Source organism: Micromonospora sp. BS32, from assembly GCF_059089345.1.
Window position 1 is genome coordinate 36764 of sequence record NZ_JBSSHR010000011.1, and the last position, 22645, is coordinate 59408.

Genomic DNA, 22645 nt, shown 5'->3' on the forward strand with positions numbered 1-22645 from the left:
TGAGTCCCGAGGAGAGCCCGTGCGCCTGTCTGACCTGCGCGGACGTACCGTCGCCGTCTGGGGGGCGGGCCGCGAGGGCCGCGCCGCCGTGACCGCCATCGCCGCGCACGGCCCGGCCGACCTGGTCGCCGTCGACGACAGCGCCAACTTCCTCACCCTGCCCTGGGAGGGTCCGCTCGCCGCCGCCGCGCCGCTGGTCACCGGTGAGGAGGGGTTCGCCCGGCTGGCCGCCGCCGACGTGGTGGTCCGCTCCCCGGGCGTGCCGAACACCCACCCGTGGATGGTGGAGCTGCGCGCGCGTGGGGCCATCGTCACCCAGGGGACCGCGCTCTGGATGGCCGACCACGCCGACCGGACCGTCGGGGTCACCGGCAGCAAGGGCAAGAGCACCACGTCCAGCCTGATCAGTCACCTGCTCACCGCGATGGACCGGCCGAACGTCTTCGGCGGCAACATCGGCGTGCCCACCCTCGACCTGCCCGAGGCCGACCAGTACGTGCTGGAACTCTCCAGCTACCAGTGCAGCGACCTCACCGACTCGCCCCGCGTCGCGGTGGTCACCGCGCTCTTCCCCGAGCACCTGGACGCGCACGGCGGCGAGGCCGAGTACTACCGGGACAAGCTCAACCTGATCGCGTACGGCCCGCGTACCGTGGTGGTCAACGGCGCCGACCCGCGGCTCGCCCTGGAGTTGGGCGACCGGGCGGCCGTCCGCGCCGGCCTGCCGGACACCGCGCACGTCGCCACCGGCCCGGACGGCACGCCCTGGTTCCACCTCGCCGACCAGCCGCTCTTCCCGCGCGCCGTGCTGCCGCTGGTGGGCCGGCACAACGAGGGCAACCTCTGCGTGGCGCTCGCCGTCCTCGACGCGCTCGGCGTCGACGTGGTGGCCCGCAAGGACACCCTCGCGGTTGCCGTCGCCGAGTTCCAGGGGCTGGCCCACCGGCTCACCGAGATCGTCGACCCCTCCGGCCTGACCTTCGTCGACGACACCCTCGCCACCAGCCCGTACGCGGCCATGCACGCCATCGACGCGTACGAGGGGCGGCCGCTGACCGTCATCCTCGGCGGCACCGACCGCGGGTTGGACTACGCCCCGCTGGCCGAGCACCTGGCCGAGCGGGAGATCACCGTGATCGGCATCCCGGACAGCGGCCCCCGGATCGTCGAGGCGCTGGCCGGCCTGCCCAAGGTGCGTACCGAGGTGGTCGACGACCTGGTCGACGCGGTCCGGCGGGCCCGGGAGCTGACCCCGGCCGGCGGGGTGGTGCTGCTCTCGCCCGCCGCGCCCAGCTACGGCCGGTTCCGCAACTTCGAACACCGCTCCGAGGTCTTCGCCCAGGCGGTCCGGGACACCGCCGCCGGCTGAGCCCGGGTCCGGCCACCCTGGCCGGCGGCCCGCCACCCGGCTGGCCTGCTGTTGGTGGCGGTGCTGCTGGAGGCGGACCGGCGGTGGCCGGCGGCTGCCCGGAAGCTGCCGGCCCGGCCTGGTCGTGGCGGGCAGCCACGTCTCCCGGTCCGGCGCCGGAACGGTCACCGCGACGGTCGCCGCAAGGTCTCCCCGCTGCTGGAGGAGATCGCGGGCGAGATGGCCGACCAGGTCACCATCGCGTTCTCACGTACATCCGACCGTGATCGGTGGACCCGGTTTCGGGGCAGCGGCGCGGAACTCGCCTCGGCATACTATTCACAGGCGTCGAAATCGAGGCCGATAGATGGTGAGCGCCGCGCTGCAACGCGGCGCCCACCTGGGTGAACCGCTCAATTCACGGGAGGAATCATGCGGGTTCGGAGGCAATTCTACCGCCGATCAGACCGCGGACACGCGGGCCGGGTTCGGGGCGCTCGCCCGCTCGCGCTCGCCCTGGCGTTCTGCGTCGTGCAGACCGCTGTGATGTCGACCGCGCCGGCCTCGTTCGCCGCGGAGCCGTCGTTCCACACCTCGCTCGACCCGGCGGCGGTGCAGGAGTCGATGCAGTACCTGATGGACAGCTACGGCGTGTCGAAGCAGGAGGCGCTGCGCCGGTTGGAGCTGCAGAACGACGCGCAGAAGCTCGACAAGCTGCTCTCCGAGATGAAGTCGAACTCGTACGGCGGCATGCGGATGGACCAGGACAACGGCGGCCGGCTGGTGCTGTCGATGACCGACCCCGCCGACGCGCAGCCGTTCATCCGGTCCATGCCGGACCGGGCGCACGTGGACACCCGGGTCGTCACGCACTCGTTGCGGCAGTTGGAGCAGGTGCGCAAGGGTGTCTCCCAGCGGGTCGGCGAGGGCGCCGACGCGGTGTACCTCACCTCGATCGACGAGGAGAAGAACTCGGTCGTGGTGTGGGAGCGCGACTGGGTGGCGCAGAGCAAGACCAACGGCACCTGGGCCGCGGAGTCCGGTTCCCGCTCGCCGATGGTCCGCACGCCCGGCGAGTACAAGAAGGACGTCGCCGCCGAGCACGCCAACGCCAACGCCGCGATCGCCGCGGCCCCCACCACGGCGCGGGCGGCCGGCGCGATGGCGCCCGTCGCCGTCGAGCGCCGTGTCCTGCCGCGGCCCCGGCAGTCCTACACGCCGTACGTGGACTGGGGATACTGCCACCCGCTGTACTGCAAGTCCGGCTACGGCGGCATGCGGGGCGGCCTGCGCCTCAACATCCAGCGCGACAACGGCTCCTGGGGTGGCTGCACGAGCGGCTTCAACATGCGCAGCTACGGCGGTAACTACGGCGGCTGGGCCTGGGTGCTCACCGCCGGCCACTGCGTCGTCGGCAAGACGAACGCCACCAAGATCCACCACAACGGGTACAACATCCTCAACCCGCACGGCGTGGCGGGCGGGTACATGATGGAGCGCAACGCCTACCCGTACGACTTCGCCGTCCTGAGCTACGTCGACGGCACCCAGTCGACGAGCTGGCTGGAGAACCAGGCGTACCGCAACAAGGTGATGAAGTACTGCCGCAACGGCGGCATGGACAGCGACTCGGACACCCCCTGCGGCACACAGGCCACCACGGCCACCGAGTACATCAGCGACTGGCACTCGTTGAGCGAGATCAAGGGCGGCTGGGTGGTCTGCGCGACCGGGGCGGGCTCCAGCCCGGCCAACTACCCAGAGTCGTACGACTCGGGCGCCGGCTCCGGCTACCTGGTGGGCACGCGGTGCGGCAAGGTGCTCTCCACCGACGTGGGCATCAACACCGACCTCTGCGCCCGTGCCGGGGACAGCGGTGGACCGTTGTTCAGTCAGATCGACCACACCGCGTACGGCATCCTCGAGGGCAACCAGCAGAGCCGCTCCGGCGCCTGCTACTCGGGCGAGAAGAACAACTACTCCCCGCTTAGCAAGATCTACGAGCAGTTGCAGGTCTGGAAGGACAACGGTTACACCGGCGGAGCCATCTTCACGGTGATCCAGGCGGCCCAGGGCTGACGGACTCCGGCGGGGGCCACCCGGCCACGGGTGGCCCCCGCGCGGGTCCCGGCGATCGGAGGAGAAACTCCATGATCCCGATGAGGGCACGGCTCACCACGGTCGTGGTGCTCGCCGCGATCGGCGGCGCGCTCGCGGCGTGGACGGCCGGGATGTGGCCGGGCGACGATCCACGCGCCACCGTGGACCACTGCTACATCACCTACGACCGGCAGGAGCAGTCGCACAGTCGGTGCGTGGGCAACTGGACCCGAGGGGGGCGCGGCCACTCGGGCCCCGTCCACGGGGTGGCGGTGGGCGAGTCGTGGCGGGTGCTCAGCACCGAGCCGAACTCGGCGTACGAGTGGGAGGTGGCGGTGCCCGCCGGAGACCGGCAGCCGTGGGTGCTCGCCGACACCGGCCAGGCGTGGACGCTGTCCGCCGGAGCGGCGCGATCGGCCCTGACGCCGATCGCCGGCGGGGCGCTGCTCGTCGGCCTGGCCTGGGCGGTCGTCTCGACGTTCACCGCCCGGCGGCGGGCCAGGGCGGCCGAGGCCGCCCAGCTGGCCGACCTTCCGGTCGCCTGACGGGCCCGGCCCGGCGGGGGCCGGGTCCTCACTCCGAGGGCTGCGCCGGCAGTGCGGCGTGCAGGGCGCGCAGCGACCGGATCGCCGAGCGGATCTCCTGCAGGTACCGCCCCGGCGTCAGGGTCGGCTCCGGGACCCCGGCCAGCGTCACCAGTGCCGGGTCGACCCCGACCGTCTCGATGTCGCAGCCGTACGGCAGGGCCAGGGTGCGCAAGGCGTCGCCGTGCTGGAACGGCACGTAGATCGCGGCGGTCACCACCAGCACCCGGTCGCCGGGGGAGAGCCGGACGTGCTCGGCCCAGAACCGCTGGGTGTCCGCGGTGTGCGCGCGCCGGCGCTGCGGCTCGCTGGACGGGGCGGCCAGCACGCGTACCGGGGGCAGGCCGGGGGGCCGGTAGGTCCGCGAGGACCAGGAGTGGTGCGGGTGGTCGCCGTCGTGCCCGTCCCGCTCGGCCGGCGCGTCGACCCCGAAGGACCGGCGGACCGCCGCGTCCAGGGCGTCCACCTCGGTGTCGCCGTCGATGCCCACCCCGGTGAGCACGGCCCGCTCCACCTCGGACAGCGGGCGGAAGCTGCCGAGCACCGCCACCTCGCCGGTCACGGCCGGGCCGGTGCGCACCAGTTGGGCGGCGTACGCGACGCGGCGCAGGCAGGCGTGCGCGAGTCCGCCGAGGACCGTCAGGTGGGCGTACCCGGGCCGGGCCGGCGCCGCCGGGTGGACCAGGCCGAGCGCGGCGGCCGCGTCGAGCACCCGCCCGGCGGTACGCGCGTCGAACGCCGGTTCCCGGGCGTCGGGGCGTTCCCGTCCCTGCCGGAAGTCCCAGTGCCGGGCGGAGAAGTCGTCCAGCCCGGCCAGCACCGCCGCCAGGTCACCGGGTGGCCAGTCGCCGCCGAAGTGCCCGACCAGTTCCCGCAGCGGTGCGGACCCGACCCAGGCCCGTACCCCCGCCGCGATCCGCTCGGCGGCCGTTCCGGTCGGCAGGGCCGTGTCCGCTCTCCGCACCCGCCGGATGCTACCGCTCACCAGATGCCGCGCGCGCCGGTTGGACGCGCTGACCGACGTGGCGCCCCGGGTGAGCGGGGAGCTGAGCCAGCCATCCGGGGGCGGTACGGAATGAGTGGCCGTCCGGTGCCCTGACCGTCGGGAAGGACCGTGACGATCGGGTTCGGCTCCGAAAACGGTGGCCCCCGCCTGACGTGCTGTCAGGTCCCGACGGTCGCTGCGCTACACAGTGACAGTTGTCCCTGCCGGTGGGTGGTGGAAGCGTGCGAGGAACGCGAAACCGCCGCCGCTGAAGGGTGCCCCGATGACCTCCGACGACCTGCTGGCCAGACATCGGGCCGTGCTGCCCTCCTGGATGCCGCTCTACTACGCCGAGCCGATCGAGCTGGTCTCCGGCTCGGGCCGCCGGGTCACCGACGCGCGGGGCCGCAGCTACCTCGACTTCTTCGGCGGTGTGCTGACCAACATGATCGGCTACGACATCCCGGAGATCCGGGAGGCGGTCGAGCGGCAGCTGCGCACCGGGATCGTGCACAGCTCCACGCTCTACCTGATCCGCCAGCAGGTGGAGCTGGCCGAGAAGATCGCCCAGCTCTCCGGCATCCCCGACGCCCGGGTCTTCTTCACCAACTCCGGCACCGAGGCGAACGAGGCGGCCCTGCTGGTGGCCACCAACCACCGCCGCTCGCACCAGATCCTGGCGGTGCGCAACAGCTACCACGGCCGGTCGTACGCGGCGATGGGCGTGACCGGGAACCGCAGTTGGACGGCGAGCGCGCTCAACCCGCTCCAGGTGGCCTGGCTGCACTCGGGCGAGCGGCTGCGCGGCCTGCTGTCCCGGCTGGACGAGGCGGACCGGATCGACGCGGCGGTGGAGGATCTGCGCGAGGTACTGGCCACCCAGACCTCCGGCGACGTGGCCTGCCTGATCGCGGAGCCGATCCAGGGCGTCGGCGGCTTCGTCGCGCCGCCGGACGGGCTCTTCGCCGCCTGGAAGAAGGTCCTGGACGAGCACGGCATCCTGCTGATCTCCGACGAGGTGCAGACCGGCTGGGGTCGGACCGGTGAGCACTTCTGGGGCTACCAGGCGCACGGCGTCACCCCGGACCTGCTCACCTTCGCCAAGGGCGTCGGCAACGGCTTCGCGCTGGCCGGCGTGGTCGGCCGGGCCGACGTGCTGGAGTCGGTGCCGGCGATCAGCTTCTCCACCTTCGGCGGCAACCCGGTCTCCACCGCCGCCGGCAACGCCGTCCTGGACTACCTGCGCGACCACGACCTCCAGGCCAACGCGGCCCGCACCGGCGCGATCCTCGCCGACGGCCTGCGGGCCGCGGTGGGCGGGCTCGACTGCGTCGCCGAGGTACGCGGAAAGGGGCTGATGCTCGGCGTCGAGTTCGTCCGACCCGGCACCACCGAGCCCGACCCGGCGCTCACCACCCGGGTCTTCGAGGCGTGCCGGGCCGGTGGCCTGCTCGCCGGCAAGGGCGGCCTGTACGGCAACGTGCTGCGGATGGGTCCACCGCTGACCCTGACCGAGGACGAGGCCCGGGAGGGCCTGGCCATCCTGGTCGAGGCCATCCGCTCCTGCGCGTCGGCGGAGGTGGCGGCGTGAGCACCCCGGTCATCGGGCACTTCGTCGACGGCAAGCGCAGCTCCGGCGGCTCCGAGCGGCGCGGGGATGTCTTCGACCCGGCCACCGGCCGGCGTACCGGCAGCGTGGAGCTGGCCTCTGCCGGGGACGTCGCGGTGGCGGTCGAGGCCGCCGAGCGCGCGGCCCGGGCCTGGCGGGACACCTCCCTGGCGAAGCGGACGGCGGTGCTCTTCGCCTTCCGGGAACTGGTCAACGTCCGCCGCGACCGGCTCGCCGAGGTGATCACCGCCGAGCACGGCAAGGTCCTCGCCGACGCCGCCGGCGAGGTGCAGCGCGGTCTGGAGGTCATCGAGTACGCCTGCGGCATTCCCTCGGCGCTGCGCGGCGGCTTCAGCGAGAACGTCTCCACCGAGGTCGACTCGTACAGCCTGCGCCAGCCGCTCGGGGTGGTCGCGGTGATCTCGCCGTTCAACTTCCCGGTGATGGTCCCGCTGTGGTTCGTGCCGGTCGCCGTGGCGTGCGGCAACGCGGTGGTGCTCAAGCCGAGCGAGAAGGACCCGAGTGCGGCGCTGCTGCTCGCCGAGTGGTTCGCCGAGGCGGGCCTGCCCGACGGGGTGCTGAACGTGGTCAACGGCGACAAGGAGGCGGTCGACGCGTTGCTCGACCACCCGGCGGTGAAGGCGGTGTCGTTCGTCGGCTCCACCCCGGTCGCCCGGTACGTGCACCAGCGCGGGGCGATGTCCGGCAAGCGGGTGCAGGCGCTCGGCGGGGCGAAGAACCACATGGTGGTGCTGCCCGACGCCGACCTGGACCTGGCCGCCGACGCGGCGGTCAACGCCGGGTTCGGCTCGGCGGGGGAGCGGTGCATGGCGATCTCCGCGCTGGTCGCGGTGGAGCCGGTCGCCGACGCCCTGGTCGCGAAGATCGCCGACCGGATGGCCGGGCTGCGCACCGGTGACGGCCGGCGGGGCTGCGACATGGGTCCGCTGGTCACCGCCGCGCACGCGGAGCGGGTCCGGTCGTACGTGGAGTCGGGCGTGGCGGCCGGCGCGGTCCCGGTGGTGGACGGTCGGGACGTCACCCCGGACGGCGAGGCGGGCGGCTTCTGGCTCGGCCCGACCCTCTTCGACCGGGTCACGCCCGACATGTCGATCTACACCGACGAGATCTTCGGCCCGGTGCTCGGCGTCGTCCGGGTCGGCTCGTACGACGAGGCGGTGGAGCTGGTCAACGCCAACCCGTACGGCAACGGCACGGCGATCTTCACCAACGACGGCGGCGCGGCCCGGCGCTACCAGCACGAGGTGGAGGTCGGCATGGTCGGCATCAACGTGCCGATCCCGGTGCCGATGGCGTACTACTCGTTCGGCGGGTGGAAGTCCTCGCTCTTCGGCGACCTGCACGCGCACGGCGAGGACGGGGTGCGCTTCTTCACCCGGGGCAAGGTGGTCACCAGCCGCTGGCTCGACCCGCGCCACGGCGGGGTCAACCTCGGCTTCCCCACCCAGACCTGAGCAGCCGCAGCACGCCCGCCCCGGCCAGGTACGCCAGCAGCGCCGGGACGGGCGTGCCGAACGGTTCCGCGGCCCGCCCCGGAGTCGCGCTGTTGACCAGCAGCCCGACCACCACGGCGGCGTACCCGGCGACGGTCAGCGCGGCCCGCGCCGGGGTGCCCCGGCCGGCCCGGCTCCCGGTACGGTGCCGGGCGCTGCGGGCCTCGATCGCCCCGAAGACCGCGACCAGCACGGCCAGGACCGCCGCGAGCATCAGCAACCAGGGCACCCGCCAACCCCACCAGGCGGCCGAACCGACCGCCGGGGTGGGCAGCAGCCCGAGCGCGTCGAGGAGCCCGACCAGCAGGAGCGTGGCGGTCAGGTGCCAGAGGAAGACGGTCAGCACCACCAGGTTGACCCCGATCACCAGCTGCCAGGGGCCGGGCCGGCGCAACCACCGTTGCGCCGGGTCGCGCAGCAGCAGGATCAGGCCGAGCTGGGTGGCTGCCACGGCCAGCAGCGCCAGGCTGGGCGGCCCGGCGTTGTCCAGCCGCTCGCCGGGGACGTGCAGCATGTTCACCGGCCACGGACCGACGACGGTGAGCAGCACCAGCGCGGCCAGACCGGCGGCGAGGAAGGTCAGCGCTGTACGGCGTGAGGTGGGCAGCCGCCGCCGGCGTACCCCCGGGCGGTCGGACCCCGACGGCCCGGCGGGTTCGGCCGGGGAGCGGGCGTCGTGCCAGGCGAAGCCGAGCTGGTGCACGGCCAGCCAGCCGAAAAGGTAGTTGCCGTTCCCCAGCTCCGCCGGGCCGACGAGCCGGCCCAGGTCACCGAGGCCGACCAGGGCGACCAGCACCAGCGGCACGGCCAGACCGAAGCGGCGGTGCAGGGCGTACATCGGCGGGGTGAGGGCGACCACGACCAGGTAGGCGACCAGGAACCAGAGCGGGATGGTGGCGAACCAGACCACCACGCGCACCTGCGTCGGGTCGACGTCCCGCAGTCGGGCGATTGCGGCGGCGGCGGTGAGCACCAGCAGCAGGGCGCTGGTGGGGCGGATCAGCCGGGCGCTGCGGTCCAGCAGCCACCCGATGGCGTCGCCGCCGCGGGCCCGCAGCCGGGTCAGCGAGGCCGCGTTGGCGTAGCCGCCGACCAGGAAGAAGACCGGCATCACCTGGGCCAGCCAGGTCAGCGGGTACGCCCACGGCAGGTCGCCGAGCGCCGAGTGCCCGGTGGGCCGGCCGGCGGCGTCCCGGGTGATCACGGTGACGCTCCAGTGTCCGAGAACGACCATGGTGATGGCGAGCGCGCGGAGCAGGTCTACGTACCGTTCCCGGCCGGCCGGGGTGCGCTCGGCGAGCTCGCGCAGGCGGCGCATGGGCTCAGGCTATGCCAGCCGCGGGTGGCCGGTGGCGATAACGGTTCGCGGGTCTGCGTCGGGGCGCTGCGGTTGACTGGTAGGAAATCTCCTACCTATGCTGGACGGCATGACCGTGACGCATGTGCAGGTGCTCTCCGTGCCCGTCAGCGACCAGGACCGGGCCCGCGACTTCTACGTCGACACCCTCGGCTTCGACCTCGTCGCGGACTACCCGATGGGGCCGGGCGGGCGCTGGGTCCAGGTCGCGCCGAAGGGTGCCGCCACCACGCTGACCCTGGTCACCTGGTTCCCGACCATGCCGCCCGGCTCGCTGAAGGGCCTCGTCCTGGAGACCGACGACCTCGATGGCGACGTCGCCAGCCTGCGGGAGCGCGGGGTGGTGTTCGCCGACGGTGGCATCCAGGTCGCCCCCTGGGGGCGGTACGCCACCTTCGACGACCCGGACGGCAACGGCATCGCCCTCCAGTCGACCCGTGTCTGAGCCGGACGTCTTCGGCGCGCTGGCCAACCCCACCCGCCGGGAGGTGCTGCGGCTGTTGCGCGAGCGCGGTGAGCAGCCGGTGCAGGAGCTCGCCGCGCACTTCGACATGCGCCGCCCCAGTTTGTCGGAGCACCTGAAGGTGCTCAAGGACGCCGGCCTGGTGGTGGAGCAGCCGGTCGGCCGGCAGCGCCTCTACTCGCTGCGCCCGGAGCCGTTGCGCGAGGTGGCCGACTGGCTCACCCCGTACGAGCGGTTCTGGCGTACCCGGCTGGCCGGACTGCGCGACGTGTTGGACGGGATGCCCGATGAGTGAGCGCACCATCGCCGTCGACCAGTTCCTGCCCCATCCGCCGGCGAAGGTCTGGCGGGCGTTGACCGATTCTGATCTGCTCGCGCGCTGGCTGATGCCGAACGACTTCAGCCCGGTGCTCGGCCACCGGTTCACTCTCCGTACGACGCCCCGCCCGCAGCAGGGCTTCGACGGCGTCGTACACGGCGAGGTGCTGGCGATCGAGCCGCTGCGGCTGCTGCGGTTCAGCTGGCGCGGCGGCGGGCTGGACACCGTGGTCACCTGGACGCTGGTTCCCGAGGGGCGGGGCTGCCGGCTGTTCCTCGAGCACGACGGCTTCGACCCGGACGACCCGGTGCAGCAGCGGACCTTCACCATCCTCGACGGCGGCTGGCGCTCGCACGTCTGGCGCCGGCTGGAGCAGACCCTCGCCGAGGCCTGACCCCGGGCCTGCGGGGTCAGGTCGTCGCCGGCACCAGCAGGGCGTGCAGGGCGGTGGGGTCGGCGACCTCGGGGAGGTCGCGGGCGGCGAGCCAGGCGGCGGCCGCCGCGCCGTCCCCGGCCGAGCGGACCGGGGCAGCCGGCCAGCGGCGGGCCACCTCGGCACGGACCGCCGTGGCCAGGGTCGTGTCCCCGGTGAGCAGGCCGCCGCCGAGCACGATCGGCTCGACCGCGCCCGCCGGCCGGATCCGCGCCGCGCTGGTGGCCAGGTGGGCGGCGGCCTCGCCGACCAACGCCGTCGCGACCGGCTCGCCCTCGACGGCGGCGGTCACCACCAGCGGGGCCAGTCGGGCCAGCTCCACCGGGGGGCGTTGGGTGACCGCCTGGACCAGCGCGTCCACGGTGTTCCGTGGGCGGGGGGCCACCTCCGCCGAGCCGAGCAGCCGGGTGAGCACCCGGCGGCCGAGCGGGCCGGGTGCGGCGCCCGCGTCCAGGTCGGCCAGCAGTCGGCGGACCGCCTCACGACCCAGCCAGAAACCGGAGCCGGCGTCGCCGAGCAGCCAGCCGTGACCGTCGGCGACCCGGTCCAGCCGCAGGTCGCGTATCTGCGCGGCGATCGCGCCGGTGCCGGCGATCAGCACCGTGCCGTCCGGCGAGGCGGTGCCCGAGGCGTACCCGACGAGGGCGTCGCCGTGCACCATGTACGGGCAGCTCAGTCCGGCCTCCGACCAGGCCCGGTCGAAGGCGGCGCGGCCCTGCGGGTCGGCGAGCAGCCGGCCCGCCCCGGCCAGGCCGATGGTGCCGGCGCGGACCCGGACGGGGTCCGTTCCGGCCAGTGCGCCGCGCAGGGCGGTCAGCAGTTCCGCGGCGGCCTGCTCGGCGCCGTGGCTGGTCGGGTTGCCGCCGCCGCCCCGGCCGCTGCCGAGGCGCTTCCCGGTCAGGGTGAGCGCGACGGCGCGGGTGGACGTACCCCCGACGTCGAGGCCGACCACGACGGTGTCGGACATCGCACCAACCCTTCCCGACGCGGCGCTGCGGGCGGTGTTCATGCTGGTCGGCCCGGTGCGATGAGGCAAGATCGCGGGCCGTCGGGCGACTGTGCGCCAGGTAACAGTTTGAAAACTTCGCCCACACTCTTGACACGGAGGGGCCTTCAGTAAGAACTTTTACCACTAACAGTTAACACTCTTTTCGAAAGGCGCTCCCATGGTTGATCACGAGGTGGACACCCCCGCGGGGACCGCGGTGGTCGACGCCGACGCGGTCGACCGGCGGGGCGCCGACGGGGTGCTGGCCAGGGTCAGGGCCGGGCTGGGAGAGCTGACGGGGGCGTTGCGCCGGGTCGCCGAGCATGTGCTCAGCGACCCGGAGGCAGCGGCCCGGGCGACCATCGTGGAGCTGGCCGAACGCAGCGGCACCTCGCCGGCCACCATCACCCGGTTCTGCCGGGCGATGGGCTTCGACGGCTACGCCGACCTGCGGCTGGGCATCGCGTCGGAGACCGGCCGGGCCCGCTCCGCCGGCTGGACCGTCGACATCGGACGGGAGATCCAGCCCAGCGACCCCCTCGGCCGGGTGCTCGACCAGATCATGGCCGCCGACACCCGGGCCATGCACGACACCGCCGCGCTGCTCGACCTCGCCGAGGTGGAACGGGCCGCCGTCGCCATCGCCGGCGCCGCCCGGGTGAACATCTTCGGCGCCAGCGGCAGCGCCCTGGTCGGCGCGGAGATGCAGTTCAGCCTGCACCGCATCGGGGTGGCCGCTTGGGCCTGGAGCGACGTGCACGAGGGCCTGGCCAGCGCCGCGCTGCTCGGCGCCGGGGACGTCGCCCTCGGCGTCTCGCACACCGGCCAGACCCGGGAGACCATCGAGATGCTCGCCGAGGCCGGCAGCCGGGGCGCCACCACCGTGGCGCTGACCGGCTTCCCCCGCTCACCGCTGGCCGAGCTGGCCGACATTGTGCTGCTCACCGCCAGCCAGGCCACCACCTTCCGGCCGGACGCCCTCTCCGCCCGGCACCCCCAGCTCGTCGTGCTCGACCTGCTCTACATCGCCGTCGCGCAACGCACCCATGACCGCGCCCACGCGGCCTTCCGGCGTACCGCCCAGGCCGTCGACGGGCACAAGGCCGCGAAGGGGACCAGCTCATGATCAGTGCCCGGGGGTACGCCGACGCGGTTCGACCCGTCCTCGACCGGCTGGTCGACAGCCAGTCCGAGGCCATCGCCCGCGCCGCCGACACGATCGCGACGAGCCTGCGCGCTGGTGGGATGCTCCAGGCGTTCGGCGCCGGCCACTCCGAGGCGTTCGCCGCCGAGCTGGTCGCCCGCGCCGGCGGGCTGGTCCCGGCCAACCGGATCTCCCTGCACGATCTCGTGCTGCACGGCGACGCGCCCCGCGACGTGCTCGCCGACCCCAAGCTCGAACGCGACCCGGCGGTGGCCCACGAGCTCTACGCCCTGGCCGGGCCGCAGCCGCGGGACGTCTTCCTGGTCGCCTCCCAGTCCGGCATCAACGGCTCGGTGGTCGAGCTGGCGCTGCTGGTCAAGGAGCGCGGCCACCCGCTGATCGCGGTCACCTCGGTCGCGCACACCGCACGGGTCGCCCCGCGGCACCCGTCCGGACGCCGGCTCGTCGATCTCGCCGACGTCGTGCTGGACAACGGCGCGCCGTACGGCGACGCACTGCTGCCGCTCGAGGGCGGCGGCGCGGTCTGTGCGGTCTCCTCGGTCACCGCCGCGCTACTGGCGCAGCTGCTGACCGCGGAGGTCGTACGACGGTTCCACCAGGCCGGGGAGGTACCCCCTATCTACCTCTCCGCCAACGTCCCCGGTGGGGACGAGCACAACCTCGCCCTCGAGTCGCGGTACGCCGGGCGTCTCCGGCGCACCGCCTGACCCGAACACCACAAGGAGAGACGACGATGTCGATTACCCCCGAGATCCCTGGTGACCTCAGCCGCCGGACCCTGCTGCGGCGGGCCGCCGCGGCGGGTCTCCTCGTCACCCCGGCCGCCGGCCTGCTCAGCGCCTGCGCCGGCAGCGAGCCGACCAAGTCCGACGACGCCGGCACCGCGAAGAGCAAGGACAACCCGTTCGGCATCAAGGACGGCAGCGCCGTCAAGGTGGTCATCTTCAACGGCGGCCTGGGTGACCAGTGGGCCAAGGAGGACAAGGCGGTCTTCAACGCGAAGCACGCCAACGTCACGGTCAACATGAGCTCCACCCAGAAGATCAAGACCGAAGAGCAGCCCAAGATGACCACTCAGCCGAGTGACGTCGTCATGAACTCGGGCGCCGACATGATGGACATCAGCACCCTGATCAACGAGGGCGCGATCGATCCGCTGGACGACCTGCTCACCGCGCCGGCCTGGGACGGCGACGGCACGGTGGCCGACTCGCTGCTGCCGGGCACCGTCGAGGACGGCACCTTCCAGGGCAAGTTCTACGTGGTCAACGTCGCCTACACGGTCTGGGGCAACTGGTACAACGGCGCGCTCTTCACCAAGGAGGGTTGGGAGCCGCCGAAGACCTTCGACGACTTCTTCGCCCTCGCCCCGAAGATCAAGGCCAAGGGCATCGCGCCGTACGTGCACGACGCGGTGCACGGCTACTACCCGCGCTGGGCGCTGATGGCGACGATCTGGAAGTCCGCCGGCAGGCAGGCCGTGATCGACATCGACAACCTGAAGGAGAACGCCTGGAAGGCGGACGGCGTCCTGCCGGCGCTGCAGGCGTGGGAGAAGCTGGTCAAGGACAAGCTGCTCCTGCCCGGCAAGCTCGACCACACCCAGTCCCAGCAGGCGTGGCTCGATGGCAAGGCGGCGTTCATCCAGGTCGGCACCTGGCTGAAGAACGAGATGTCGGCGACCATCCCGCCGGGCTTCGAGATGAAGCTGTCGGACTACTGGGGCCTGGGCGCCAGCGACAAGGCGCCGAAGGACGTGTTCGCGGGCGCCGGTGAGGGCATCGTGGTGCCGAGCAAGGCCCCGAACAAGGCGGCGGCCAAGGAGTTCCTCCGGGCCGTCCTCTCCAAGTCGGGTTCGGCCAAGTTCGCCGAGCTGACCAAGTCGCTCGCCTCGACCAAGGGCTCCGGCGACAACGTCCAGGACACCTCGCTGACCACCGCCAACGAGCTGATGAAGAACGCCCCCAAGGACCTGATCAAGGTCAAGATCTGGGACTTCTACGCCGACCTCGACAAGGAGAGCCAGAACCTCTCCGAGGAGCTGATGGCCGGCCGGCTCACCGCGCAGCAGTTCGTCGACAAGATGCAGGCGGCCGCCGACAAGGTCGCCAAGGACTCGTCGATCAAGAAGCAGACCCGCGCCTGACGGTCGCGCCGGACCATCCGACCCGAACGAGAGAGTGAGTGGGGAATGCGGCACGGTGTTGCGCGTTTCGTCACGGGATTCCTGGCCCTGCCCGTCGCGCTGTACCTCTTCTACGTGGTGTGGCCCTTCGCGCAGGCCGCCGGGTACTCGCTGACGAACTGGGGAGGGTACTCCGACAAGCAGGAGTTCGTCGGGCTGGACAACTACGTCCGGCTGGTCTCCGACGAGCTGATCAGGAAGGCGTTCTGGCACAACGTGTTCTTCCTGGTCACCGTGCCGCTGTTCACCATCGCCCTGGCCCTGTTCCTCGCGTTCCTGCTCAACGTGGGCGGACGCGAGGACAGGGCGGGCATCCGGGGGGTCTTCGGCTCCGCCGTCTACAAGGTGATCTTCTTCTTCCCACAGGTGCTGTCGCTGGTGGTCATCGCCGTGATGTGGCAGCAGATCTACCGCACCGACAACCAGGGCCTGATCAACGGCCTGCTGATCAAGGTCGGGCTGGTCGACGCCGACAACCCGATCGCCTTCACCGCCGACCCGGAGCCGTTCCTCGGCGTACCGGCGGTGCTCTGGTGGCTGCTGCTGATCGCGGTGTGGAGCGGAGCCGGCTTCTACATGGTGCTCTTCTCCGCGGCGATGCAGTCGATTCCGAGGGACATCTACGAGGCGGCGCTCCTCGACGGCGCCGGCCGCTTCCACACCTTCTTCCGGATCACGTTGCCGCTGCTGCGGGACACCATCTCGGTGGCCTGGGTGTACCTGGGCTTCATCGCCCTGGACATGTACGCCCTGGTGTTCGTGATGACGCCCAGCCAGGGCGGACCGAACCACGCCAGCGAGATCTTCGCGTCGGTGCTCAACTTCACCGCGTTCCAGAAGGGCCAGTTCGGCTACGCCTGCGCGATGGGCGTGTCGCTGGCGATCTTCACGATCCTGCTGGCCGCGGCGCAGCTGAGGATCACCCGTCGTGAGCGTATCGAGTTCTAAAGGAGGCTGGACGATGAGCACAGCGACGCACGGTGGTCTGATCCGGCCCGACCAGACCCCACCCACCCAGCCGGCGCCCCCGCGACGGACGCAGTCCCGCGCCGGCGCCGTCGGCACGCGGATCTTCAACGGGTTCTCCCACCTGTTCCTGGCGGTCTGGGCCGTGATGGTGATCTACCCGCTGCTGTGGGTGGTGATGTCGGCGTTCAAGGCCGACTCGGAGGTCATCCGCGAGCCGCTGTCGCTGATCCCCGACACGCTGCACTGGGACAACTTCAGCCGGGCCTGGGGCCAGGGGCACCTCGGCGCGTTCTTCCTGAACACCCTGCTGGTGCTGGTCGGCAGCGTCTTCCTGACCATGCTGCTCGGCTCGATGGCGGCCTACGTGCTGGCCCGCTACGAGTTCCGGGGCAACCGGCTTATCTACTACATGTTCCTGTCCGGGCTGACGCTGCCGATCTACCTGGCCGCCGTGCCGCTGTTCAAGGGCGTCTACAACATGGGCGTCGTCTTCCCGCTGCTCGGCCCGAACAAGCACGTCATGCTGGTCATGGTCTACGTCGCCTGGTCACTGTCGTTCACGATCTTCTTCATGCACTCGTTCTTCAAGACGCTGCCGAACTCGATCGCCGAGGCCGCGATGGTCGACGGGGCGTCGCACAGCCGGCTCTTCTTCAGCGTCATGCTGCCGATGGCCAAGCCGGGCCTGATCAGCATCGGCATCTTCAACGTGCTCGGCCAGTGGAACCAGTGGTATCTGCCGACCCTGCTCATGCAGTCCGTCGCGGGCGAGCCGAAGAACCAGGTTATCTCCCAGGGCCTGATCGAACTCTCCGTCAACCAGGGCTACAAGTCCGACTGGTCGGGCCTCTTCGCCGGCGTGACCATGGCGATGCTCCCCGTGCTCATCGTCTACATCGTCTTCCAACGCCAGGTCCAGTCCGGCCTGACCGCCAACATCAGCAAGTAGCCCCCTCCTCCCGCCCGAGGTCGACGCACTTTCACGGAAAGAGTGGCTATTCCGCGCCGGATAGCCACTCTTTTCGTGAAAGAGGGCGCTCGCCGGGGGTGGAATGGGGCAGACAACAGATAGCGCCACAGTAGACTCTAGCGGTCTTGAACTTGCTATGGTGAGCAGGGTGAATCTGAAGGAGTGGGCGGCGTCGCAGGGCATCGCGTACGTGACCGCGCGGCGGCAGTACGCGGCTGGGACGCTGCCTGTTCCCACTTTCCGGCTGGGCCGGCTCATCATGGTGGGCGATCCTCTCGCCGCGGCGGCACCCAGTGGCGGGCAGGCGGTGGTGTACGCCCGGGTCTCGTCGGCTGACCAGCGGCCTGACCTGGACCGGCAGGTGGCGCGGGTGACTATGTGGGCGACCGGACAGCAGCTGGTCGTGTCCCGGGTGGTGACCGAGGTCGGGTCCGCGCTGAACGGGCATCGCAAGGAGTTCCTCGCCCTGCTGCGCGACCCGACGGTGACGACGATCGTGGTAGAGCACCGGGACAGGTTCGCCCGCTTCGGCGTCGAGTATGTCGAGGCGGCCCTGGCCGCTCAGAGTCGTCGGCTGCTCGTGGTGGACCCGGCGGAGGTGGACGACGACCTGGTGCGGGATGTCACCGAGATCCTGACCAGCCTGTGCGCCCGTCTGTATGGGCGTCGGGCCGCCGCCAACCGGGCTCGGCGGGCCGTCGCGGCGGCGATGGACGATGGTGATTGATGTGATGGTGGTGCAGGCGTACCGGTTCGCCCTGGACCTGACGCCGCGTCAGGAACGGGCGGTGCTGGCGCACGCGGGCGCGGGTCGGGTGGCGTACAACTGGGCCCTCGCCCGGGTGAAGGCGGTCATGGAGCAGCGTGCCGCCGAACGCTCCTACGGCATCGCGGAGTCGGGCTTGACGCCGACGATCGAGTGGTCGTTGCCGGCGCTGCGCAAGGCGTGGAACGCAGCCAAGCCGGACGTGGCGCCGTGGTGGGCCGAGTGCTCCAAGGAGGCATTCAACACCGGCCTCGACGCCCTGGCCCGCGGTTTGAAGAGCTGGTCCGATTCGCGCACCGGTAAGCGGGCGGGGCGGCGGGTGGGGTTTCCCCGGTTCAAGTCCCGTCGCCGCAGCACGCCGTCCGTGCGGTTCACCACGGGCGCGATCCGGGTGGAGCCGGACCGCAAGCACGTCGTGCTGCCCCGGCTGGGCCGGCTCAAGCTGCACGAGTCCGCCCGCAAGCTCGCCCGCCGCCTGGAAGCGGGCACGGCCCGGATCATGTCGGCTGCCGTGCGCCGTGACGCCGGGCGGTGGCAGGTCGCGTTCACCGTTGAGGTCGACCGGGTCGAGCGCACACCGGCGCGCCCGCAGGCGGTGGTCGGCGTGGACGTCGGGGTGAAGCACCTGGCGGTGCTGTCCACCGGCACGATGGAGCCCAACCCCCGCCACCTGGAGGACGCGGCCCGTCGAATGCGGCGTCTCGCCCGGCGCCTGTCACGGCGTGTCGGCCCGGATCGGCGTAGCGGCCAGCAGCCGTCGAACCGGTGGGAACGCGCGCGCAGGCAGGTGGCCCGGGCGCACGCGCGGGTGGCGAACCTGCGCCGCGACGGCCTGCACAAGCTCACCACCCGGCTGGCCCGCGAGTACGGCACCATCGCGGTCGAAGACCTCAACGTGGCCGGCATGCTACGCAACCGGCGCCTCGCTCGGCGCATCGCCGACGCCGGCTTCGGCGAACTACGCCGGCAATTGGCGTACAAGACCACATGGAACGGCGGCCACTTCGTGGTGGCTGACCGCTGGTGTCCCTCCAGCAAGACCTGCTCGGCCTGTGGCACGGTGAAAGCCAAGCTTGCCCTGTCCGCGCGCACCTACACCTGCACCACCTGCGGGCTGGTCCTCGACCGGGACGTCAACGCCGCACGCAACCTCGCCGCGCTCGCGCGTGAGGCGACAACTGCCGGGAGTGGCCCGGTGGCAGGACGTGGAGCCGACCGTAAGACCCGCCCCAGCGGGCCGGTGGCCGTGAAGCGTCAACCCGGCACCGCCCAGGTGGGTAAGGCCGGGACCGTCCCGCAAGCGGGACTACCAATCACATGCTCCCCAGAGCACACTGAAAGGTAACGGTTAGTGGTGCCAGGAGTGCCAGAGGGCGGCGTAGGGGCCGTTGGCGCGGACCAGGTCGTGGTGGCTGCCGATCTCGGTGATCCGGCCTTCGGCCAGCACGGCGACCCGGTCCGCGTCGTGCGCGGTGTTGAGCCGGTGCGCGATCGCGATGACGGTCCGCCCGGTGAGCAGGGCAGCGAGGGCCCGCTCGGTCCGTCGTGCGGTGGTCGGATCCAGGGCCGCGGTCGCCTCGTCGAGGATCAGCGTGTGCGGGTCGGCGAGCACCAGTCGGGCCAGCGCGAGCTGTTGGGCCTCGGCCGCGCCGAGCTGCCGGGCCCCGTCGCCGAGCGCGGTGTCCAGCCCGTCGGGCAGCGCGGCGAACCAGTCGGCCCCCACCGCGGCCAGCGCGGACCGCATCCGGTCGTCGGAGGCGTCCGGGGCGGCGAAGGCGAGGTTGTCGCGGACCGAGCCGATGAAGACGTGGTGCTCCTGGGTGACCAGGGCGATCCGGCGGCGACGCTCCGCCGGGTCGAGGTCGGTGACCGGGCAGCCGCCGATGCTGACCACGCCCTGGCGGGGCGCGTCGATCCCGGCGAGCAGCCGGGCCAGGGTGGACTTGCCGGCCCCCGACGGGCCGACCACGGCCAGCCGCTCCCCGGGCCGTACCTCCAGGTCGATGCCGTGCAGGACGTCGTGCCCGGCGTACGCGAACCGCGCGCCGCGCACCACCAGCCGCTCGCCCCGCGGCGCGGCGGTCCGGCCGGGAGGTTCCGGCGGCACCAGGCCGACCCCGAGCACCCGGGCGAACGACGCGAAGCCGCGCTGCGCCTGCTCCGTCCACTGCAGCAGCCGGTCCAGCGGCTCGATCGCCTGTTGCAGGTAGAGCGCGGCGGCGACGACGGCGCCGAGCGAGACCAGCCCCCGGGAGAGCAGGTACCCCCCGACGAGCAGCACCGCGGCGACCGGCAGCGGGTAGCTGGCCTCCACCACGGAGAAGAAGACGGTACGCAGCCTGAGCGTCGCCCGGCGGGCCTGCCACACCCGGGCGATGTCCCCGGTGCCGTGCCCGATCCGCTCGTCGGCCAACCGGAGCGCCTCGACCGTGCGGGCCCCCTCGGCGGTGGCGGTCAGCGTCCCGGTCAGCTCCGCGGCGGCGGCCCCCTCGACCAGGTACGCGGGACTGGCCCGCCGCAGGTACCAGCGGGCCACCGCCCAGATCACCGGCAGCGCGGCCAGCGCCACCAGGCCGAGCAGCGGGTGCAGCAGGAAGATCGCCGCGAACAGCAGCGTCAGCTGCACCGAGGCGATGACGATGGTGGGCACCACGTCCCGGACGGTGGTCCCGACGGTGGCGACGTCGACCGAGCTGCGGGTGGCGAGCTCGCCGGAGCCGGCCCGCTCGACGACGGAGACCGGCAACCCGAGCGTGGCCCGGACGAAGTCCTCGCGCAGTTCGGCGACGGCCCGCTCGCCGAACCGGTGGCCGGTGTACTGCGCGTAGCGGGAGAGCAGCGCCTGGACCAGCACGCAGCCACCGATCGCCAGTGCCAGCCGGTCGACGGTGGCCACGCCCGTGCCCGCGGTGACCCGGTCGACGATCCGACCCAGCAGCCACGGCGGGGCGAGCCCGGCGATCGCGGCGGCGCCCTGCAACACCAGCACCACGGCGACCGCGCGTCGGTGCCGGCCGATCAGGTCCCGCAGCGCCCGGCGGACGGCGGGGCGGTCGGCCACCGGCAGCCCGCTCACCGGAGCGCCCCCTCGGCGTCGCCGGCCCGGTCCACGTCCGGGTCCGCGCTGTCCCGGGCCACCAGGCGCCGGTAGTCGGGGTCCCGGTCCAGCAGGTCGGCGTGGCTGCCGGTGGCGACGATCCGGCCGGCGCGCAGGTGAGCGACCGTGTCGGCCCGTCCCAGCAGCAGCGGCGAGGTGGCCAGCACCAGCGTGGTCCGGCCGGCCCGCGCCTCGCACAGCCGCTGCGCGATCCGGGCCTCGGTGTGCGCGTCCACCGCCGACGTCGGGTCGACGAGGATCAGCACCTCCGGCTCGGTCAGCAGCGCCCGGGCCAGCCGTACCCGTTGCCGCTGGCCGCCGGAGAGCGTCCGGGCCCGGGTGTCGAGCGGGGTGTCCAGCCCGGCCGGCAGGGCGTCGGCGACGTCCTCGGCCGACGCGGTGCGCAGGGCGGCGACGATCCGGTCGTCGTCGGTGGGCCGGGCGTCGCCGCCGGCCGGCCGGGGGAGCAGGACCTCGCGCAGCGGGCCGGCGAAGAGGTACGAGTCGTGGTCGGCGACCAGGATCCGGGCCCGCACCTCGTCCAGCGCGATCCTGGCCAGCGGCACGCCGCCCCAGGTGACGTCGCTGGCCACGTACCGGCCGAGCCGGTCGGCCAGCGCCCCGGCGGCGGCCGGGTCGTCGGCCGCCACGACGGTCAGCCGGCCGGCGCGGACGGTCAGCCCGGTCACCGGGTCGTGCAGGTCCGCGGCGCGGACCGGCGCGGCGGCGGCCTCCGCCGGCCGGGTGTCGGGCACCGTGCGAGGTCCGACGGTCCGGGGGCCGCCGACGTCGTCCGGAGCCAGCTTGAGCAGGGCGATGATCCGGCGGGCGGCGACCCGCCCCCGGATCAGCTGGTGGCTGCCCTCGAGCAGGAACCACACCGGCACGACGAGGGTCGCCACGTAGCCGTAGACCGCGACCAGTTCCCCGATGCTGATCTCGCCGCCCACCGCCATCCGGGCCGCCAACCAGACCACCGCCGCGAGGAACAACCCGGGGATGGCGACCGTCGCCGCGTCGATCCAGCTGTTCACCGCGCCGACCCGGTAGCCCTCGGCCAGCAGCTCCCGGGACCGGGCGGCGTACCGGCGGGCGAACAGGCCCCGGCCGCCGACGCCGGCGAGCACCCGCAGCCCGGCCACGATGTCGCTGGACCGGGCGGTGAGGGCGCCCTGCTGCTGCCGGTAGACCGACTCGGCCCGCTCGAGGCGGCGCAGCAGGGGCCCGACGACCAGCCCGACCGCCGGCACGCCGACCAGCACGCAGAGCGCGAGGAAGGGCGAGATCGACCAGAGCACGACGGCGATGACCCCGTACGCGACGACCGCGCCGACCCCCGGCCCGGTCAGCGTCAGGACCTGCGCCGTCCAGTCGATGTCGGAGCCGCCGACGGTGGCCACCTCGCCCGCGTCGACCCGGCGGGGCAGCGCCGCGCCGACCCGGGACACCTGCCGCAGCACGACGGCGGCCGAGCGGGCCTTCGCGTCCTCCCGGATGTAGGTCATCGTGCGGTGCCGCATGATGCCCAGGTACGACAGGCCGACGCCGGCCACCACGATCGCCGCGACCCAGAACCACAGGGCCCGGGTGTCCTTCCCGCGCAGCCCGTCGTCGACCGCGCGGGAGATCAGCCAGGGCCGGACCGACAGCCCGATCATCCAGGCCGTGCCGAGCAGACTGCCGCGCAGCACCCGCCAGGGCTGGCGGCGGACCAGCCACCAGAGATAGCGCAGCGGCCCCCGGGTGTCCGGAGTCCCGGGGTCGCGGTGGGGGATCCGTGGGGGCATCCGGAC

Annotated in this window: 20 protein-coding genes; 15 read left to right on the forward strand and 5 right to left on the reverse strand. The window is 72.7% G+C overall.

Annotation, left to right across the window (positions count from 1 at the left end; translation table 11 throughout):
• The first annotated feature begins 19 nt into the window (after window positions 1-19).
• The 3 genes from murD (at window position 20) to AC5RWQ_RS17825 (ending at window position 3993) form a co-directional block, all read left to right on the forward strand.
• A complete protein-coding gene (gene murD, locus AC5RWQ_RS17815; protein WP_494283827.1) occupies window positions 20-1369 on the forward strand; it encodes a UDP-N-acetylmuramoyl-L-alanine--D-glutamate ligase in 1350 nt (449 codons plus the stop codon).
• A 510-nt stretch (window positions 1370-1879) separates the two neighbouring features.
• Window positions 1880-3427, forward strand: coding sequence for a chymotrypsin family serine protease (locus AC5RWQ_RS17820; protein WP_494283828.1), 1548 nt, complete (start codon window positions 1880-1882; stop codon window positions 3425-3427).
• A gap of 71 nt (window positions 3428-3498) precedes the next feature.
• Entirely contained in the window at window positions 3499-3993 is a 495-nt protein-coding gene (locus AC5RWQ_RS17825) for a hypothetical protein (protein WP_494283829.1), read from the forward strand.
• Between the two features lie 28 nt (window positions 3994-4021).
• On the opposite strand, the gene AC5RWQ_RS17830 is transcribed toward AC5RWQ_RS17825, so the two are convergent.
• Entirely contained in the window at window positions 4022-4996 is a 975-nt protein-coding gene (locus tag AC5RWQ_RS17830; RefSeq protein WP_494283830.1) for a hypothetical protein, read from the reverse strand.
• 304 nt (window positions 4997-5300) lie between these two features.
• Between AC5RWQ_RS17830 and AC5RWQ_RS17835 the strand changes: the two genes are divergently transcribed.
• Together AC5RWQ_RS17835 and AC5RWQ_RS17840 are read left to right on the forward strand one after the other, a co-directional pair.
• Window positions 5301-6608 (forward strand): aspartate aminotransferase family protein, encoded by a 1308-nt coding sequence (locus AC5RWQ_RS17835; RefSeq protein WP_494283831.1) that lies wholly within the window; start codon window positions 5301-5303, stop codon window positions 6606-6608.
• On the forward strand, window positions 6605-8101 hold the full coding sequence (locus tag AC5RWQ_RS17840) for a CoA-acylating methylmalonate-semialdehyde dehydrogenase (protein WP_494283832.1): 1497 nt from the start codon (window positions 6605-6607) through the stop codon (window positions 8099-8101). The genes AC5RWQ_RS17835 and AC5RWQ_RS17840 overlap by 4 nt, the downstream gene beginning before the upstream one ends.
• On the opposite strand, the gene AC5RWQ_RS17845 is transcribed toward AC5RWQ_RS17840, so the two are convergent.
• Complete coding sequence (locus AC5RWQ_RS17845; RefSeq protein WP_494283833.1) at window positions 8073-9458, reverse strand: acyltransferase family protein; 1386 nt, start codon at window positions 9456-9458, stop codon at window positions 8073-8075. The two genes, AC5RWQ_RS17840 and AC5RWQ_RS17845, sit on opposite strands and share 29 nt — an antisense overlap.
• Window positions 9459-9567: 109 nt before the next feature.
• Here AC5RWQ_RS17845 and AC5RWQ_RS17850 point away from each other — a divergent pair, with 109 nt between their 5' ends.
• The 3 genes from AC5RWQ_RS17850 to AC5RWQ_RS17860 are packed head-to-tail and all read left to right on the forward strand — an operon-like array spanning window position 9568 to window position 10673.
• Window positions 9568-9942, forward strand: a complete 375-nt coding sequence (locus tag AC5RWQ_RS17850) for a VOC family protein (RefSeq protein WP_494283834.1) — start codon at window positions 9568-9570, stop codon at window positions 9940-9942.
• Window positions 9935-10255 carry an ArsR/SmtB family transcription factor gene (locus tag AC5RWQ_RS17855; RefSeq protein ID WP_494283835.1) on the forward strand — a complete coding sequence of 107 codons (321 nt, stop codon included), beginning with the start codon at window positions 9935-9937 and terminating at the stop codon, window positions 10253-10255. Before AC5RWQ_RS17850 ends, AC5RWQ_RS17855 begins: the two co-directional genes overlap by 8 nt.
• Window positions 10248-10673: an SRPBCC family protein gene (locus AC5RWQ_RS17860; protein ID WP_494283836.1), complete on the forward strand. Its 426-nt coding sequence runs from the start codon at window positions 10248-10250 to the stop codon at window positions 10671-10673. Before AC5RWQ_RS17855 ends, AC5RWQ_RS17860 begins: the two co-directional genes overlap by 8 nt.
• A gap of 16 nt (window positions 10674-10689) precedes the next feature.
• On the opposite strand, the gene AC5RWQ_RS17865 is transcribed toward AC5RWQ_RS17860, so the two are convergent.
• Entirely contained in the window at window positions 10690-11679 is a 990-nt protein-coding gene (locus AC5RWQ_RS17865; protein ID WP_494283837.1) for an N-acetylglucosamine kinase, read from the reverse strand.
• A 199-nt stretch (window positions 11680-11878) separates the two neighbouring features.
• Here AC5RWQ_RS17865 and AC5RWQ_RS17870 point away from each other — a divergent pair, with 199 nt between their 5' ends.
• The 7 genes from AC5RWQ_RS17870 to tnpB all read left to right on the forward strand — a co-directional run bounded on the left by AC5RWQ_RS17870 (window position 11879) and on the right by tnpB (window position 19100).
• The gene (locus AC5RWQ_RS17870; RefSeq protein ID WP_334491758.1) at window positions 11879-12826 is read left to right on the forward strand and encodes a MurR/RpiR family transcriptional regulator; all 948 of its coding nucleotides are present in this window, start codon (window positions 11879-11881) and stop codon (window positions 12824-12826) included.
• On the forward strand, window positions 12823-13572 hold the full coding sequence (locus AC5RWQ_RS17875) for a sugar isomerase domain-containing protein (RefSeq protein ID WP_334491756.1): 750 nt from the start codon (window positions 12823-12825) through the stop codon (window positions 13570-13572). Before AC5RWQ_RS17870 ends, AC5RWQ_RS17875 begins: the two co-directional genes overlap by 4 nt.
• Window positions 13573-13598: 26 nt before the next feature.
• Window positions 13599-15011: an N-acetylglucosamine/diacetylchitobiose ABC transporter substrate-binding protein gene (ngcE, locus tag AC5RWQ_RS17880; RefSeq protein WP_334491754.1), complete on the forward strand. Its 1413-nt coding sequence runs from the start codon at window positions 13599-13601 to the stop codon at window positions 15009-15011.
• A gap of 45 nt (window positions 15012-15056) precedes the next feature.
• A complete protein-coding gene (locus AC5RWQ_RS17885; protein WP_334491753.1) occupies window positions 15057-15998 on the forward strand; it encodes a carbohydrate ABC transporter permease in 942 nt (313 codons plus the stop codon).
• 13 nt (window positions 15999-16011) lie between these two features.
• Window positions 16012-16968, forward strand: coding sequence for a carbohydrate ABC transporter permease (locus AC5RWQ_RS17890; protein WP_494283838.1), 957 nt, complete (start codon window positions 16012-16014; stop codon window positions 16966-16968).
• A gap of 169 nt (window positions 16969-17137) precedes the next feature.
• Window positions 17138-17716: an IS607 family transposase gene (locus AC5RWQ_RS17895; RefSeq protein WP_494283839.1), complete on the forward strand. Its 579-nt coding sequence runs from the start codon at window positions 17138-17140 to the stop codon at window positions 17714-17716.
• Entirely contained in the window at window positions 17706-19100 is a 1395-nt protein-coding gene (tnpB, locus tag AC5RWQ_RS17900) for an IS607 family element RNA-guided endonuclease TnpB (RefSeq protein ID WP_494283840.1), read from the forward strand. Before AC5RWQ_RS17895 ends, tnpB begins: the two co-directional genes overlap by 11 nt.
• A 3-nt stretch (window positions 19101-19103) precedes the next feature.
• On the opposite strand, the gene AC5RWQ_RS17905 is transcribed toward tnpB, so the two are convergent.
• Both AC5RWQ_RS17905 and AC5RWQ_RS17910 read right to left on the reverse strand, forming a co-directional pair.
• Window positions 19104-20831: an ABC transporter ATP-binding protein gene (locus AC5RWQ_RS17905; RefSeq protein ID WP_494283841.1), complete on the reverse strand. Its 1728-nt coding sequence runs from the start codon at window positions 20829-20831 to the stop codon at window positions 19104-19106.
• The gene (locus AC5RWQ_RS17910; protein WP_494283842.1) at window positions 20828-22639 is read right to left on the reverse strand and encodes an ABC transporter ATP-binding protein; all 1812 of its coding nucleotides are present in this window, start codon (window positions 22637-22639) and stop codon (window positions 20828-20830) included. The genes AC5RWQ_RS17905 and AC5RWQ_RS17910 overlap by 4 nt, the downstream gene beginning before the upstream one ends.
• Window positions 22640-22645: the final 6 nt, after the last annotated feature.